The organism is Archangium primigenium (assembly GCF_016904885.1).
Taxonomy (GTDB): Bacteria; Myxococcota; Myxococcia; order Myxococcales; family Myxococcaceae; genus Cystobacter; species Cystobacter primigenius.
In genome coordinates this window covers 2891498-2905386 of the sequence record NZ_JADWYI010000001.1, presented here as the reverse complement: position 1 = coordinate 2905386, position 13889 = coordinate 2891498, and the positions used below count along the sequence as shown (strand labels likewise).

15 protein-coding genes are annotated in these 13889 nt (G+C 72.3%); 6 read left to right on the top strand and 9 right to left on the bottom strand.

Features of this window, described 5'->3' with window-relative positions; all coding sequences use genetic code 11:
- Positions 1-81: 81 nt before the first annotated feature.
- Positions 82-654 (top strand): dihydrofolate reductase family protein, encoded by a 573-nt coding sequence (locus I3V78_RS12385; RefSeq protein WP_204487375.1) that lies wholly within the window; start codon positions 82-84, stop codon positions 652-654.
- Positions 655-1191: 537 nt separating this feature from the next.
- On the opposite strand, the gene I3V78_RS12380 is transcribed toward I3V78_RS12385, so the two are convergent.
- The 8 genes from I3V78_RS12380 to I3V78_RS12345 all read right to left on the bottom strand — a co-directional run bounded on the left by I3V78_RS12380 (position 1192) and on the right by I3V78_RS12345 (position 10100).
- Complete coding sequence (locus tag I3V78_RS12380; protein ID WP_204487372.1) at positions 1192-1917, bottom strand: hypothetical protein; 726 nt, start codon at positions 1915-1917, stop codon at positions 1192-1194.
- Complete coding sequence (locus I3V78_RS12375) at positions 1914-3719, bottom strand: serine/threonine-protein kinase (RefSeq protein WP_204487370.1); 1806 nt, start codon at positions 3717-3719, stop codon at positions 1914-1916. Before I3V78_RS12375 ends, I3V78_RS12380 begins: the two co-directional genes overlap by 4 nt.
- Before the next feature lie 45 nt (positions 3720-3764).
- A complete protein-coding gene (locus I3V78_RS39180; protein WP_239576396.1) occupies positions 3765-4730 on the bottom strand; it encodes a hypothetical protein in 966 nt (321 codons plus the stop codon).
- 108 nt (positions 4731-4838) lie between these two features.
- Complete coding sequence (locus I3V78_RS12365) at positions 4839-5600, bottom strand: Dickkopf N-terminal cysteine-rich domain-containing protein (protein ID WP_204487368.1); 762 nt, start codon at positions 5598-5600, stop codon at positions 4839-4841.
- Between the two features lie 207 nt (positions 5601-5807).
- On the bottom strand, positions 5808-7544 hold the full coding sequence (locus tag I3V78_RS12360; RefSeq protein ID WP_204487366.1) for a sigma 54-interacting transcriptional regulator: 1737 nt from the start codon (positions 7542-7544) through the stop codon (positions 5808-5810).
- Positions 7545-7576: 32 nt separating this feature from the next.
- The gene (locus I3V78_RS12355; RefSeq protein ID WP_204487363.1) at positions 7577-8464 is read right to left on the bottom strand and encodes a UbiA family prenyltransferase; all 888 of its coding nucleotides are present in this window, start codon (positions 8462-8464) and stop codon (positions 7577-7579) included.
- Positions 8461-9189, bottom strand: a complete 729-nt coding sequence (locus tag I3V78_RS12350; RefSeq protein WP_204487361.1) for a ferrochelatase — start codon at positions 9187-9189, stop codon at positions 8461-8463. The genes I3V78_RS12355 and I3V78_RS12350 overlap by 4 nt, the downstream gene beginning before the upstream one ends.
- Positions 9183-10100, bottom strand: coding sequence for a prenyltransferase (locus tag I3V78_RS12345; protein WP_338023546.1), 918 nt, complete (start codon positions 10098-10100; stop codon positions 9183-9185). The genes I3V78_RS12350 and I3V78_RS12345 overlap by 7 nt, the downstream gene beginning before the upstream one ends.
- A gap of 101 nt (positions 10101-10201) precedes the next feature.
- Between I3V78_RS12345 and I3V78_RS12340 the strand changes: the two genes are divergently transcribed.
- The 3 genes from I3V78_RS12340 to I3V78_RS12330 all read left to right on the top strand — a co-directional run bounded on the left by I3V78_RS12340 (position 10202) and on the right by I3V78_RS12330 (position 11543).
- Entirely contained in the window at positions 10202-10417 is a 216-nt protein-coding gene (locus I3V78_RS12340; protein WP_204487359.1) for a hypothetical protein, read from the top strand.
- Positions 10418-10553: 136 nt separating this feature from the next.
- Positions 10554-10757, top strand: coding sequence for a YtxH domain-containing protein (locus I3V78_RS12335; RefSeq protein WP_204487357.1), 204 nt, complete (start codon positions 10554-10556; stop codon positions 10755-10757).
- A 60-nt stretch (positions 10758-10817) separates the two neighbouring features.
- Positions 10818-11543 (top strand): hypothetical protein, encoded by a 726-nt coding sequence (locus I3V78_RS12330; protein ID WP_204487355.1) that lies wholly within the window; start codon positions 10818-10820, stop codon positions 11541-11543.
- Between the two features lie 18 nt (positions 11544-11561).
- Here the strand turns inward: I3V78_RS12330 and I3V78_RS12325 are convergent, their stop codons facing one another.
- Positions 11562-12020, bottom strand: a complete 459-nt coding sequence (locus I3V78_RS12325) for a hypothetical protein (RefSeq protein WP_338023545.1) — start codon at positions 12018-12020, stop codon at positions 11562-11564.
- Between the two features lie 88 nt (positions 12021-12108).
- Here I3V78_RS12325 and I3V78_RS12320 point away from each other — a divergent pair, with 88 nt between their 5' ends.
- Both I3V78_RS12320 and I3V78_RS12315 read left to right on the top strand, forming a co-directional pair.
- Positions 12109-13404: a class I SAM-dependent rRNA methyltransferase gene (locus tag I3V78_RS12320; protein ID WP_204487353.1), complete on the top strand. Its 1296-nt coding sequence runs from the start codon at positions 12109-12111 to the stop codon at positions 13402-13404.
- Between the two features lie 2 nt (positions 13405-13406).
- On the top strand, positions 13407-13886 hold the full coding sequence (locus I3V78_RS12315) for a YkgJ family cysteine cluster protein (protein WP_204487351.1): 480 nt from the start codon (positions 13407-13409) through the stop codon (positions 13884-13886).
- Positions 13887-13889: the final 3 nt, after the last annotated feature.

The following is a 13889-nucleotide window of genomic DNA, read 5'->3' as shown; positions in this document are numbered from 1 at the left end:
GAGCGGTGATCGCCGCAGGTGTATCGAGCACACGAAATGCGGGAGAGCCCAGTCAGCCCGCTGTGGGCTTAGACTGGCCGCATGGGACTCTTGACCTTCAGCATCAACGTCACCCTGGACGGCTGCGTCGACCACCAGGAGGGAATCGCCGACGACGAGACACACGCCTTCTTCACCCGCCTCATGGACGAGAGCGGGGCGATGCTGTGGGGCCGCGTCACCTACGAGATGATGGAGAGCTATTGGCCGGCGGTCGCCCGGGGCAATGAGTCGGCGCCGCCAGCGATGCGCGAGTGGGCGCTCAAGCTGGAGGACAAGCCCAAGTACGTGGTGTCGTCGACGCGAAAGGACTTCCCGTGGACCCATAACCACCACCTCGTCGGCGACCTCCGCACGGCCGTGCAGAAGCTCAAGGATGCGACCCCGTCCGGCGTGCTCCTCGGGAGCGGCAAGCTCGCGACCGAGCTGGACCGACTGGATCTGATCGACGAGTACAAGTTCCTCGTCCACCCCAGGCTCGCCGGCCACGGCCCGACCCTGTACCAGAGCGGGCTGCCAAGCACACGACGGCTCGAGCTGGTCTCGGCGAAGCCGCTCGGCTGCGGAGCGGTCGCCATGCACTACCGGCGCGCGCTGACCCCCGCACTCGCTTGAGCACAGAGTCCGGGTCCCGTCCCCGACACTCAACCTACGGACCGGGTACTGACCGGAGGATTGTTCGCGGTGGGGGCAATCGCGGGGAACACGGCCCTTCTGGGAGTTCGAGCGTTGGCCTCCCGTCCCCCTGAAAAGCTACCGGTGTTTCTGGGCGCCTGGGGGGCATGGATGCTCCTGGTTGCCCTTGGTTCCGCCTTCTTTCGGAATGCGTTCTCATCGACCGCGGCCGCGAGCCTTCCAGGTGTTTGTCATCTGGTCGTGTGTGGGCTCTCTCTTTTGACGGAGCGACTGAGGACCCGGTAGCAACCGACACGCGCCGCGAACCCGGTCAGGCTATTCATTGGAGCGAGCGAGCAGGCTGCTGAACAAGTCAGGACTGAGCCGCTGTGAGGAGGACGTCCCCCTCTCACGACGAGGGCAGCCATCGTCGGCGGCTCCGGCAGACCCACCAGAGCAAATGGAGTACAGGTCCATCGCTCGCCACGACCTGGCCCGCAGCGGCAAGCCGCTCCGCGAGGGCAAGGCTCCACGCATTCAGGGCGCAGGGGCACGAGGGGTAAGGACGAGGCCGTCGAGGACCCCGTAAGCGTAGAGAGCGGCGAAGGCGTAGGCCCCCACGAGATAGGAGACGTTGAGCCCTCGGGCCACGCCCGCGTCCCCCGCGCTGTAGCGCCCATCGGGGCCCCGCAGCGCCAGCGCCGTGCCCAACGAGGCCGCGGACACGGCCAGACTCGCGCCCTGGGTCACCGCCAGCACCGTGCCCCGGGTGCGTTGGCCGTGCTGGAAGTGGCCCACGCCAAAGGGCACCAGGTACCAGCCTCGCGAGGGGCCGACGGTGCCCCGCAGTGCCAGGTCCGCCGGAGCGGGCTCGGAGGTGGCGGCAAGGGAGGGCGTGAGGACGGGCGCGCGGCGAGGGGCGTTCAGCGCGGCGATGCGCTCGCGGTGAACCGTGCGCACGCGCGCCACGAAGGCGATGAAGTCCGGCGGATACAGCAGCGGATCCAGCTTCGTGTCGGGACGGGCGCCCAGCCCCAGCACCGCTTCGTTCTCGGCGCGGGTCGGGTCCTCCTGCGCGTGGTAGGTGGCGGCCAGCAGCAGATGGGCCTCGGCCTCCAGTGGCGCCTCGTGCAGTTGCAGGGGGTAGAGCAGCGCCTCCAGTTCGGCACGGGCCCGCGCCAGCTCGCCGGATTGGTACGCCGCGCGCGCGGGCTCCAGCGGAGACGCGAGGGATAGGACCAGGGCCAGGACGAGGCCCGTCACGGCGCCGCCTCCACCACCACCTCGATGCGCTGGCCAGCCACGACGTCCACCTCGCGTTGAAGGAGGGCCCCGCCAGGCGCCCGGGCCGAGACGACGTGCGCGCCGTGCTCGACATTCACGGGACCGGGCAGCGGCGCCACCCCCTCCTCCACTCCATCGACGAAGACGCGGGCTCCCACGGGCGCGACGATGGCCAGCTCGGCCTTGCGCACCTGGAGCTTCACCTCACGCGACACGCTCTCCCCGGCGGCCACCTGGATGACCTCCTCCCAGGTGTCACACAACGGGTTGACGAAACGCAGCCGGTGCGTGCCCGGAGACAGGTTCACCTCACGCACCCGGGGCGTGTAGCCCCGGCTCTGGTCGTCCACGAACACCTCGGCCCACGGGCGTGTCGCCACCCGCAGGGTCGCGGGCTTCACGGGTTCCGCGGACAAGGGTGCGTCCGTGGTGGAAGCGGTCGGCGCACGCGCGCCCTTCGCGCCCCCCGTCCGCGTGGGCGCGGCCATGCGCACGGGTGCCACGGCCTCCGGTGCGGCGCTGGCCGTTTCCCTGGGAAGGACTTCCGGAGAGGCGGGTCGGGGTTCTTCGCTCGGTTCCCGAGGCTCCTGAGCCCGGGTGGGAACCGGCGCCGCGAGGACTCGCGCCTCCGGCGCCTGGAGCGACCGCTGCGGAGTGAGCCACACGGATGCGCCCCACCCCACCATGCCGACGACCGCGACGAGGCCGGCCACCGCCGCCCCCACGCCGAGCGCCGTCGGGCGTCGGGCCTTCGGCCGCTCGCGCAGGAGCGACATCACCTCGGGCGACTCCGGCCGGAGCACCAGGGCCTCGTTGAGGAGCTTCGCGGCCCGGGCCCCCTCCCCCCGCGCCAGCAGCGCGCCCCCCTCGCTCAGCAGCCGTTGAAACCGGGCCTCGCGCCAGCGCGCCGCGTACGCCTCCGGGTCCTGGAAGAAGGCCCGGACCTCCTCGGCGGGAGGACCAGACATCCGGCCCACCGCGTCCTCCAGCAGCCGGGCCAGCTCCTCCCCACTCGCGGGCCGATCGCGAGGGTCCCGCGCGAGACAGCGCGCCACCAGCGCATTCAACGGCTCGGGCGTGCCGGGCACCACCGAGGCCAGGAGCGGCGCGTCCTTCGTCATCACCGAGGCGGCCAGGTACGCGGCGCCCTTGCCGCCATGGGGGGTGGTGCCAGCACACAGCTCGAAGAGGAGGACGCCCACCGCGTACACGTCCGAGGCCGGCGAGAAGGCGCCGGTGTCGATGCGCTCGGGCGCCATGTACGCCAGCGAGCCGGTGATGGCGCCGGTGCTCGTCAGCCGCTCCTGGTCGGCGAGCGCGGCGATGCCGAAGTCCGCCAGCTTCAGTGGCCCGCCCCGCGCCACCAGGACGTTCTCCGGCTTCACGTCCCGGTGCACCACGCCCCGCGCATGCGCCGCCCCGAGCGCCCGGGCCAGCTCCCAGCCGAGCACCGCCGCCACCTCGGGGGGCACGGGCGCGAGCCGCCGCGCCAGCGCGCGCAGGTCCTCGCCCTGGACCCACTCGCACACGAGGAAGGGACCGCGCGCCGCGTCCTGGCCGAAGTCGTGGATCTCCAGCACGTTGGGGTGCTTGAGCGAGGCCACCAGCGCGGCCTCCTGGCGGAAGCGCTCGGCGCGGCGTCCGTCCCCGCCCGGGTGCATCACCTTCACCGCGACCTGGCGCGACAGGTGGAGGTCCGTGGCCAGGAAGACCGTGGCCATGCCTCCGTGTCCCAACTCCCGCTCCAACTGGTAGCGGCCGGCCAGCGGTTCACCCGTCATCGCGGGCGTATTGTAGGGCCCGGACTCCCGGGAGCAACCTCCGCCTCAGGGCAGGCGGCAGGCGCGGAGCGACGTCGAGCCCACCTGCTCGCACGCTCCCGCCGCGCCGCCGGGGCAGTCCCGGTCGAGCAGGCAGGGCTGGTGGCACCGCTTCACGCCGCCGGAGGCCACACAGAAGCCGCAGCGGCCACAGTCCAACGAGGATTCACACGTGAGGCCCACCGTCTCCGGCGGCGTGCCGGTGCACTCGTTCACGCACACCGAGTCCGGGGCACAACGGTAGTCGAGCGGGCAGCCCGAGTCCGAGAGGCAGCTCAGCTTGCAACGGCGCTGGGCATTGCAGCTCGCGTCGCGCTGGCAGTCGAAGCCCTCGCGGCACGCCTCACCGAGCCGCGGCCCTTTCTCGCACTGGTGCCACGACTTGCCGCAGCGCGAGCCGTCCGGACACTCCGCGTCCCGGGTACACGCGAGGGCACAGGCGCCGTCGTCACAGTCCGCCCCGGGGGTGGCGCAGTCGCAGGCCCGGGCACAGCGCTCGTACAGGGGCACCTGTCCCGCGCAGCCCGCGTCCTCCGAGGGCGACGGACCGTCCGTCCCCCCGTCCCCTCCACTGCTGGAGGAAGGGGCACAGGCCCAGGTACCGCTCCCGGGTCGCGGCACGGGTGCGCACGCATAGCCCGGGCGGTCACACGCCTCGCCACAGGCCCGCATGCACCGGCCCAGCTCCCCCACACACACCGAGCCCGAGGCGCAGGTGACTTCCGCGCCGCACGGCGCGAGGCAGTAGCCCCCCGGGAAGCCGGTTCCACAGGTGAGCCCGGCGCCACACGCGGCGTCGGAGGTGCAGGCCGCCCCCACCCGCGCGAACTCCACCGGGACACACGCGCCCGCCACGCACGCCGCGCCGTCGTCGCACAGGAAGGACGCGTCGCAGCGGACCTGGATGACGAGCGGGCACCCGGCGACCACCAGGGCCAGGAGTGCGGAGGCGAGGAAGAGGAGTCGGCGCATGGGGACAGGAGGACTCTATGTGAGCAGGCGCGGAAGGACAGCCGGGGGGGGGACGCTGTCCTTCCGCGCGCGGGTCACGGGTTCAAGCGGAGTGAAACGAGGAGCGCGCTACATGCACACGCCGCTCATGCCCGGGAAGGACGCGCAGCTGTTGCTGGCGCACTGGTCGTTGCTCGTGCAGGGCATGCCCGGAGCGCCGGAGCTGCAGAAGCCGAGGACCGCGTTGGTGTAGGGCTTCACGCAGCTCCAGCTGGAGGGGCAGTTCGAGTTGTCCTTGCACAGGCCCTCCATGCAGAAGCGGCCCTTGCCGGTGAGGTAGCCGTCGTTGCAGACGGCGCCGAACATGCCCGTCGGGCACACGCCGCTCTGCGGGCACGGCGGGAACGAGGCGCAGTAGGCGTCCTGCGTCGTGCCGTTCTGCTCGTTCGGGTCGACGCAGATGGCGTACGTGTTGCAGCCATCCTCCGCGGAGCCCGACCGATCCGGCTCGCACGCGGGCTTGGCCTCGGGAGGCTTGAGGCTGCAGAAGTTCTTGAGGCACACCTGCGACGCGGCGCACTGGCTGTCCGAGGTGCACGTGGGCACCGTCTTGTTCTTGCAGTAGTACGGCGGCCCGATGTCCTCGGTGTCGCAGTACATGCTGTCACCGCAGTCCTTGTTGGAGGTGCAGCCCGGGGCGCAGATGCCGTTGAAGCAGAACTGGCCATCGGGACACCGGTTGGTGGCGTTGCACAGGCCCTGCGGCAGCGTGGTGCCACCACCGCCACCTCCCCCGCCCCCGCCGTTGTTGCCGTCGGTGTCTCCGCCGCCCGAGCTGTTGCCACAGCCCACCGTCAGCACCAGGAGGAACGCCATCATCATCCGCTTCATGTGTTTTGCCCTCATGCGTCCTGCGCATCGGCCCCTGCCGGCGCAGCTGGGCACGCCTAGGGCAAGGGGAGTGCCAGGGGGCCTCGGAGCGACGAAAGCCCACCATTTCGCGGGGTTGCGCGCCGGGGCGTCCCGGGAGGGCTCATGGCCGCGGGAGGAACGTGCCAGGACTGGCACGCGCGAGGGGCTCCCCAGGGGACATGCGTGTCAGTCCCCTTCGCCCAGGTAGCGGAACAGGGAGCGCAGGCCGATCCCCAACGCCTGGGCCGCGTCCTTCTTGCTCCCGCCACTGCGGGTGATGGCCTCGCGCACGTAGCGGTGGACGAAGGCGTCGCGGGCCTCGTCCAGCGGAACGAGGGGCGCATCGTCTCCGCCCAGCTCCAGGTCCTCCGGTCCGAGCAGCTCCCCCGAGGCGAGGATCGCCGCGCGCCGCACCCGCGAGACCAGCTCCCGCACGTTGCCGGGGAAGGGGTGGCCCCGCAGCGCCTCGGTGGCCTTCTGGGTAAGGCCCCGAGCGCGTCGGCCCTCCTGGGTCAGCACCTGGTGGGCGATGAGCAGCACGTCGTCGCCCCGCTCGCGCAAGGGCGGCACGTCGACGCGGACCTCCTCCAGCCGGAAGAGGAGGTCCGCCCGGAAGGCGCCCCGCTCCACCAAGGTCTCGAGCCGCTGGTGCGTGGCCGAGACGACGCGCATGTCCACCTTGCGCGGGTGGTTTTCTCCCAGCCGCGTCACCTCGCGCTCCTGCACCACCCGCAGCAGCCGCGACTGGAGGGCGAAGGGCATGTCCCCGATCTCGTCGAGGAAGAGCGTGCCCCCGTCCGCCGCCTCCACCAGCCCCGGCCGGTCCGCGCCCGCGCCCGAGAAGGCCCCGCGCGCGTGGCCGAACAGCTCCCGCTCGATGAGGGACTCGGGCAGGGCCGCGCAGTTGATGGCCACCAGCCGCCCGCGCCGTCCACTGCGCCGGTGCAGCGCCCGCGCGACGCCCTCCTTGCCCGTGCCCGTCTCGCCCTGGAGCAGCACGTTGAGCGAGGTGGGCCCCAGTCGCTCCACCTGCCGGTAGAGCGCGCGCATGGGCGGCGATTCGCCGATGAGGCCCTCGAAGGTGGCGGCCTCGATGCGCTGCGTGAGGTTGTCCACCTGGGCGCGCAATTCCGTCAGCTCTCGCGAGGTGGCCAGCAGCATCGCCGCCAACGACGAGAGGGCCAGGGCCTCCTCCAGCTCCACGGCGGAGAAGGGCGCACGGCCCACGCGCCGTCCCAGGTACACGACCGCGAGCGGCGCGGGCTCCGCGCGCAGGGGCACGACCAGCGCGGAGGCGAGGCGCAGGGCCACGACACTCGGCGCGCCGGCCAGCACCGCGTCCGAGGCCACGTCCGTGACCAGCACGGGGGCGCCCGAGGCCACCACCCGCTCCACCAGACTGTCCACCACCGCCGCCTGAGGCACGGGCCCGGTGGCGCACAGCACCTGGCGCCGCGTGCCGTCCACCGACACGAGGAAGCCCACGTCCGCGCCCGTCACCTCCGCGAGCCCACGCATGGCCGTCTCCAGCAGCTCCACGGCGGGGCGTTGCACGAGCAGTCGGGACGCGAAGCCCGCGAGGACCGAGACGAGCCGCCCGCGGGAGGTGCCCGGGGACGGGGCCTCGCCGGGCGCTGGCTCCTGCTCGGAGGCATCGAGGGAGAGGAGAATCGCGCCCACGGAGAAGGCGTCTCCCGGGCGGAGCGGGGCGAGCTCCACGCGCTTGCCCCGCACGCGCACCTCACAGCCCTTGCTCGCGGGAGAGACGGACCAGCCGCGCGCGTCGCGAAAGAGCAGCGCGTGACTGGCCTTCACCCCGGGCGCCTCGAGGACGACGTCGCAGGCGGAATCCGAGCCCACGGACACCACGGGCTTCGTCAGCGGAAGGCGGCGGCCATCGGGAAGGACGAGGAAGACCGACATGCGACGGGGAGCCTAACGCAGCGCGGGCCAGCTCACGCGAACACGAGCACGCGCAGCACCTCGGCCACCGTGGCCAGCGTGGCGAGCACGGCGGCCAGCACCCGCACGAGGATGCGGCGCGAGCCCGGAGGCGCGGGCCGCACGGCCACCACCGTGAGCGCCGCCACCACCGGCACGAGCCAGCCCAGACTCATCCGCGGGCCCAACGCGCTCAGGGCCCCCGGGGCCAGCAGCCACGTGAGGCCGTTGAGCCCGAGGATGAGCCATGCGGCCCGCTCGCCGCCCAGGCGCACGGGCACGGTGTGCTTGCCGCTCTCCCGGTCCGAGGGCTCGTCGGGCAGCGCGGTGGCGATGGCGCACGCCAGATGCGTGGGCAGCAGCAGCGCGGTGAGCGCCCAGGGGAACGCCGCGAGCGGGCCGCCCTGCGCCAGGTAGCCGTACACGGGCAGGACCCCGGCCACGCCCAGCATCTGCAACAGCTCGCCGCCCCCGCGATAGGACAGCTTCAGGGGCGGATAGCTGTAGGCCCACAGGAGCAGCAGGGCCAGGAGCGCCAGGAGCACGAGCCCCGGCTGGTGCAGCCCTACCGCCAGGCCCAGGGACACGCCCAGCGCGCCCACCGCGCACACCCCCGCGGCCACCGCGAGCGCCCGGGACGACAGCCGCCCCTCGACGAGCACCCGCGAGCCTCCCGAGAAGAGCGTGGCCGTGCGGTTGCGGCGGTCCGTCTCCTGGTCCGCCCAGTCGTTGGCGTAGACGATGTAGAGCTGGTCGAACACGCCGAAGAGCTGCACCGCCACGAGCGTGCCCCAGGCCAGTCCCCCCCCGCGCTCCCGCGCCGCCACGACCTGGCCGAGCAATAGCGGCAGCGCGAGGTAGGCCTGGGAGGGCAGCCGGGACGCCTGGAGCCATGCCCTCACGGGCTCGCCTCGCGCAGCAGGCCCAGCCTCCGGGCCGCCTCGGTCCGCAGGTCCGAGAAGGGCAGCTCCCAGCGGCGCTCCCCATCCAGGCGCCAGGCCTTCACCGGGATGAAGTCCTCCCGCGCGAGCGTCTGGTGCAGCAGCGCCTCCTCGTGGGGCTCGCGCATGAAGACGAAGGGGTTGCGGAACGCCTCGCCCTCCAGCGGATGGTACTTGGCGTCGTTCTCCGCGATGAGCCCGAGCAGCTCCTCCCGCCGCGACTCCAGGTAGTCGAAGAAGGGCGGATCGAAGGGCCCGATGTCCGCGCGCTCCCGGGGCTCGCGCGCCACCCAGCGCGCCCAGTCGAAGCCGAACAGGAAGTCATGGGCATAGCGGAAGCGCAGCTCGGACTTGTTGCCGAAGCCCCGGAACAGGCCCACCACCCGGTGCGTGAAGTCCTCGATCTCCCGGGGCCCGCCCGCCCGCCACAGCTGGCTCGCCAGGTAGTCCAGGTCCCAGAAGATGTTGTCCGGGAAGTCCTCGCTCAGCACGAGCACCACGTCCCGCAGGCCCCGGAGGAAGGCCCGTCCCCGCGCCTCGTGCGTGTTGCCGGCGAGCACCCGCGCCGCCAGCTCCACCGGCAGCGGCGCGCACGCCCGCGAGGGGTCCAACGAGGCCCGCTCGCCCAGGCGGGGCCCCAGCCCCTCCAGCTCCTCGAGCGCGTCCTGGAGGTGGGGATTCACCATGGCGTCCTCCCGCCCGTGAGCACCAGGGACGCCGCCAGCGCCGCCGTGCCCCACCAGATGGCCCGGTGCAGCTCCTGCTTGTACGCCCCCTGCTCGGCGAACGCGTTCGTCACCGCGCCCGCGCTCCGGCGCATCATGCGCCCGCCGAAGAACAGCACCACCGGCACGGCCAGCACGCCGCCCGCCACCAGCCACAGCAGCGCGCCCAGCCCCACCAGGCCCTCCGTCACCCGCCGCGCCCGCGTGTTGCCCCACGCCGTGGTGAAGGTGCGCTTGCCCCCGGCGCGATCGCTCTCCTCGTCCGACAGGCCACTGGCGAGCGCGCTCGCCAGGGACAGGGCCAACAGCCCGGGCAGCCACCGCAGGAAGAACGCGGGCGCGCCCTCCCCACACTGCGCGTAGACGTGCAGCGCGGGCAGCACCCCGCCCACGCCCACCATCTCCAGCAGCTCGCCTCCGCCCCGGTAGTTGAGCCGCAGGGGCGGCAGGGTGTAGGCCACGAAGATCCCCAGGCTCAGCGCCGCGAGCGGCAGCAACGCCGGGCGCCCCAGCCCCGCGCCGCCCACCGCCGCGAGCCCCAGCGCGAGCCCTCCCGCCCCCAGCCCCGCCCCGAGCACCGCGCGCGCGGACAAGAGGCCGTCGGGGATCGTCTTGGGCGAGCAGCCCCGGGGGAACATGCGGCGCTTGAGGGCATCCACCTCGCGGTCGCCCCAGTCATTGAGCCACACGATGAAGGCGATGTCCGCGGCGGTCCACAGCACGCCCCACAGCAGCGCGGGGCCCGACAGTCGGCCCGCGACGAGCGCGCCCACCGCCTGCCCGAACACCGCGGGAACGAACACCTTGGGCCAGCTCGCCGGCTTGAGCGCGTACCGCCACCGCGCCGCGGCTCCCATCGACTCGACCGCCACCACGCAGGCCACCTCCTCGCCGCGCGTCCACCCCTGAACACTCCGGGCGAGCGCTTCACGCGCGCGGCATCGTCCCTACCTTACCCGGACGGAGGTCGTACATGACGAAGGTCACGGAGCAGGCATCGGGTGTCGTCGCGGGCACCCTGGACATCTCCACCCAGAGCGAGCAGGACGTCGCCCAACCCACCGACGCGGGCGCCGTGCTCGCGCGCCGCAAGCTCGCCGGAGAGCGGGGACGCAAGGCCGCCGCCCGGGCGAAGAAGACCCCACCGACCCGCGCCGCGACCGCCACCGGCTCGCGCACGAAGCGCTGAGTCCGTCCGGACGGCATGTGTCGCCTCCTTCACGCTCCAGCAACTTCTCCGTGCAAGCGCCCGGCGCATCCCTAGATTGCGCCGCCGTCGCACCCCGGCGTTCCCGCCGGGAGCACTCTCGCAAGGAGACAACACCATGAAGAAGGCACTTCTGGCCGTGACGCTGGGTTCCCTGCTGGCTGGCGCCACGGGCTGCCACCGCAACACCCGTGAGAACGCCGCCGACAAGGCCGAGCGCGCCGGCGACAAGATCGAGGACGCCGCCGACGAGGCCAAGGACAACACCAAGGACGCGATGGAGAGCGCCGGCGACAAGATCGAGGACGCCACCGACAAGTAGTCCCTCCGTCGGCGCGCCACGAACAGGGCGGAACGCCTGGCCCATGGTAGATCCACGGCCATGCACTCCGCCCTTTCCGTGCTCGTCCTGTTGCTCGCCGCGGACAAGACCCCGGCCCCCGTGAAGGCGCCCACCGAGCCGCTCGTCCCGGTGGTGGCCCTCTCCGTGGAGGTGGACTACGTCTGCCGGGAGCGAAAGACCGAGAGTCTGGTGCTCACCCCCCGGGCTCATGGCCAGTTGAAGGTGCCCGCGGGCTGTCCCGATGCCGGCGCCGACTGGCGACTCACCGTCGACTGCACCCAGCCGGAGCGCTGCACGGGCACGGTGCGCACGTCCCAGGGCGCCATCGCGCGGGTGACGGGCAGCGCCAAGCAGCTCGAGCTGCGGCCCTTCGCCCAGGAGCACCCGCCCACCCTGGACTTCATGGCCCTGCGCATCACCGGCCAGGACACCCTGATGCTCAAGGCCGCCGAGGAGCACCAGCGCCCGGTTCAATTGCTGCTGCAACACCCCGCCGTCACCGGCGTGTACACCCTGTCCCCGGCCGAGCGCATCCCCGTGGCGTTCGAGAGTCAGGGCAAACGCCTGTTGCTCAAGGCCCACGTCTCCTGGAGCGACGAGGAGCGCGTGCACCTGCGGCTGCACGACGCCGAGGACGTGCTCCTGTTCGACGACACGCTGCGCCTGGAGGAGCCGCGCGCGCTGGACTGCAAGCGCCTCAAGGGCTTCTGCCAGGACACGCTCAAGCTGCTCGTGCGCGAGAACCAGCCCCTGCCCTACCACTGAGCCCGGCGGGGGCCCGGGTCACCCGCCCTCGAGCTGGGAGCCCATCCAGTTGACCAGCAGGTAGAGCACGACGAAGAAGGCGATGACGCCCACGAAGAAGCGCGTCGTCGGCTCGAAGCCCTGCTTCTCCTGAGGGGTGGGCAGCGGCATGGCGTCCACCATGCCGAGCGTGTCGCTCGCGTAGCGCACCGTGCGCTTGTACTGGTCGGCCACGGCCTCGTCCTCTCGCCGGGTCAGCTCCCGGCCGAGCTGGGGATCGAAGAAGCGCACCTGGGCCTGCTCCGACAGCGCCGCGCCCTCGACGAGCACCTCCCGCACGAGCTCGGTCCGGTCCACCAGGGGCACGCGGATCTCGGTCGCGATCCACTGCCCGCCCTCGCGCAGGGGGTGGACTTCCACCTCGCCATGGTTGAGCCGCCAGAGCAGCCCACCGCTCGGCAGGGCCTTCGCCCCCCGGGCAATCAGGAGTTCTTCCACCCGGGCATTGTCGAAGGGGGTTCCGGGGACCAAGGATTGAAGGAGCAGGTCGTATCTCACGCCGGTTGGAGTATACGCGCCCCACGCTATGTCCAAGCCTCCTGCCCCTGGTTCCCGTCCCGAACGCCGTTCCGGCCCCCCCGCTGGTGGCTTCAAGCGTCCCTCGCACCGTCCGGAGAAGCCCGCGCCGGACCGGACCTCGCCGGACCTCGCCCCGGACGGTCTGCCCCAGGTGTCCATCGTGCGCCGCGGCGTCGAGCGCTGGCAGGGCGGCCATCCGTGGATCTACCGCGCCGACCTCAACGGCGACCCGGCGCTCGAGGGCGGCGAGGTGGTGCGCGTGGTGGACAACCGGGGCTGGTTCCTCGGCAAGGCCTTCTACTCGAAGCAGTCGAAGATTTCCCTGCGCTGGCTGTCCTACGACGACGTGCCGGTGGACACGGACTTCTTCCGCCAGCGCCTGGCCCAGGCCAACGCCATGCGCCAGCGCGCCCTGCCCGGGGAGACCACCTACCGGCTGGTGCACGGCGAGGCGGACCTCTTGCCGGGACTCGTGGTGGACCGCTACGGCGACTGCCTGAGCGTACAGTTCCTCACCCCCGGCACCGAGCAGCGCAAGCAGCTCATCGTGGAGCTGCTGGTGGAGCTGTTCAAACCGCGCGCCATCGTCAACCGCTCGGACGTGGGCGTGCGCGCGCTGGAGGGGCTGCCCCAGGAGAAGGGCGTGCTGTACGGCGAGCTGTCCGGCCCGGTGCCGTACGACGAGGGGCTCGTGCGCGTGCGCGCGGACCTGATGGAGGGCCAGAAGACGGGCGCGTTCCTGGACCAGCGCGAGAACCACGTCATGGCCGCGCAGTACGCCTTCGGCGAGGCGCTGGACTGCTTCTCGTACGTGGGCGGCTTCGCGCTGCAGCTCGCCACGCGGGCCCAGAAGGTCACCGCCGTGGAGATCTCCGAGCAGGCCGCGGGCCAGCTGCGCGCCAACGCGGCGGCCAACAAGCTCTCCAACGTGGACGTGGTGGTGGCCAACGCCTTCGACTACCTGCGCGACACGCTGGACGAGGGCCACCGCTTCGACACCATCGTGTTGGACCCGCCCTCGTTCGCCAAGAACAAGGACGCCATCCCCGGGGCGCTGCGCGGCTACAAGGAGCTCAACCTGCGCGCCATCCAGCTGTTGCGGCCGGGCGGCTTCCTCATCACCGCGAGCTGCACGTACCACATCGACGAGCAGGGCTTCGAGGACATGCTCGTGTCGGCGGCCACGGACGCCAAGCGGCGCGTGCAGATCATCGAGAAGCGGGGCGCGGGCAAGGATCACCCCGTGCTGCTCAACCTGCGCGAGACGCGCTACCTCAAGTGCTTCGTGCTGCGGGTGCTCTAGGGATGCGCGGCGCGGACTGGGAAGACGAGGACGAGGCGGCGCGCCCGGGCGGCACCCATGCCGAGGAGCGGGTCCTCAAGGAGCTGCGCACCGTCTACCAGCACGCGGACGCGGCCTACGCCCCCTACTCCTGCCCGGCCAGCGGCGAGTGCTGCCAGCTCGCCGTCACCCGGCGCCAGCCCTGGCTGTGGTGGCCCGAGTGGCTGCTGCTCGCCCGCCGTCACCCCCTGCCCCCCGCGCGCGCGGATGGGGCCTGTCCCTACCTGGACGCCACGGGCCGCCGCTGCTCGGTGTACGCGGACCGGCCCTTCGGCTGCCGGACCTTCTTCTGCGAGCGCATCCAGGGCCCCGCCCGCCAGCCCGCGGAGACGGTGAACGCCCTGCTCGTGCGCCTCGAGCGCCTGTCCGAGCGCCTGCGCCCCGCGTTGAAGGCCCCCCGCCCGTTGTTGGACTGGCATGCGGAGGCCCTCCCCCGCGAGTAGGAG

Bases quoted from the DNA above. Each gene is read 5' to 3' on its own strand.
- I3V78_RS12385 (WP_204487375.1), top strand. From the start codon at position 82: ATGGGACTCTTGACCTTCAGCATCAACGTCACCCTGGACGGCTGCGTC.
- I3V78_RS12375 (WP_204487370.1), bottom strand. From the start codon at position 3,719: ATGACGGGTGAACCGCTGGCCGGCCGCTACCAGTTGGAGCGGGAGTTG.
- I3V78_RS39180 (WP_239576396.1), bottom strand. From the start codon at position 4,730: ATGCGCCGACTCCTCTTCCTCGCCTCCGCACTCCTGGCCCTGGTGGTC.
- I3V78_RS12365 (WP_204487368.1), bottom strand. From the start codon at position 5,600: ATGAAGCGGATGATGATGGCGTTCCTCCTGGTGCTGACGGTGGGCTGT.
- I3V78_RS12360 (WP_204487366.1), bottom strand. From the start codon at position 7,544: ATGTCGGTCTTCCTCGTCCTTCCCGATGGCCGCCGCCTTCCGCTGACG.
- I3V78_RS12350 (WP_204487361.1), bottom strand. From the start codon at position 9,189: ATGGTGAATCCCCACCTCCAGGACGCGCTCGAGGAGCTGGAGGGGCTG.
- I3V78_RS12340 (WP_204487359.1), top strand. From the start codon at position 10,202: ATGACGAAGGTCACGGAGCAGGCATCGGGTGTCGTCGCGGGCACCCTG.
- I3V78_RS12335 (WP_204487357.1), top strand. From the start codon at position 10,554: ATGAAGAAGGCACTTCTGGCCGTGACGCTGGGTTCCCTGCTGGCTGGC.
- I3V78_RS12330 (WP_204487355.1), top strand. From the start codon at position 10,818: ATGCACTCCGCCCTTTCCGTGCTCGTCCTGTTGCTCGCCGCGGACAAG.
- I3V78_RS12320 (WP_204487353.1), top strand. From the start codon at position 12,109: ATGTCCAAGCCTCCTGCCCCTGGTTCCCGTCCCGAACGCCGTTCCGGC.
- I3V78_RS12315 (WP_204487351.1), top strand. From the start codon at position 13,407: ATGCGCGGCGCGGACTGGGAAGACGAGGACGAGGCGGCGCGCCCGGGC.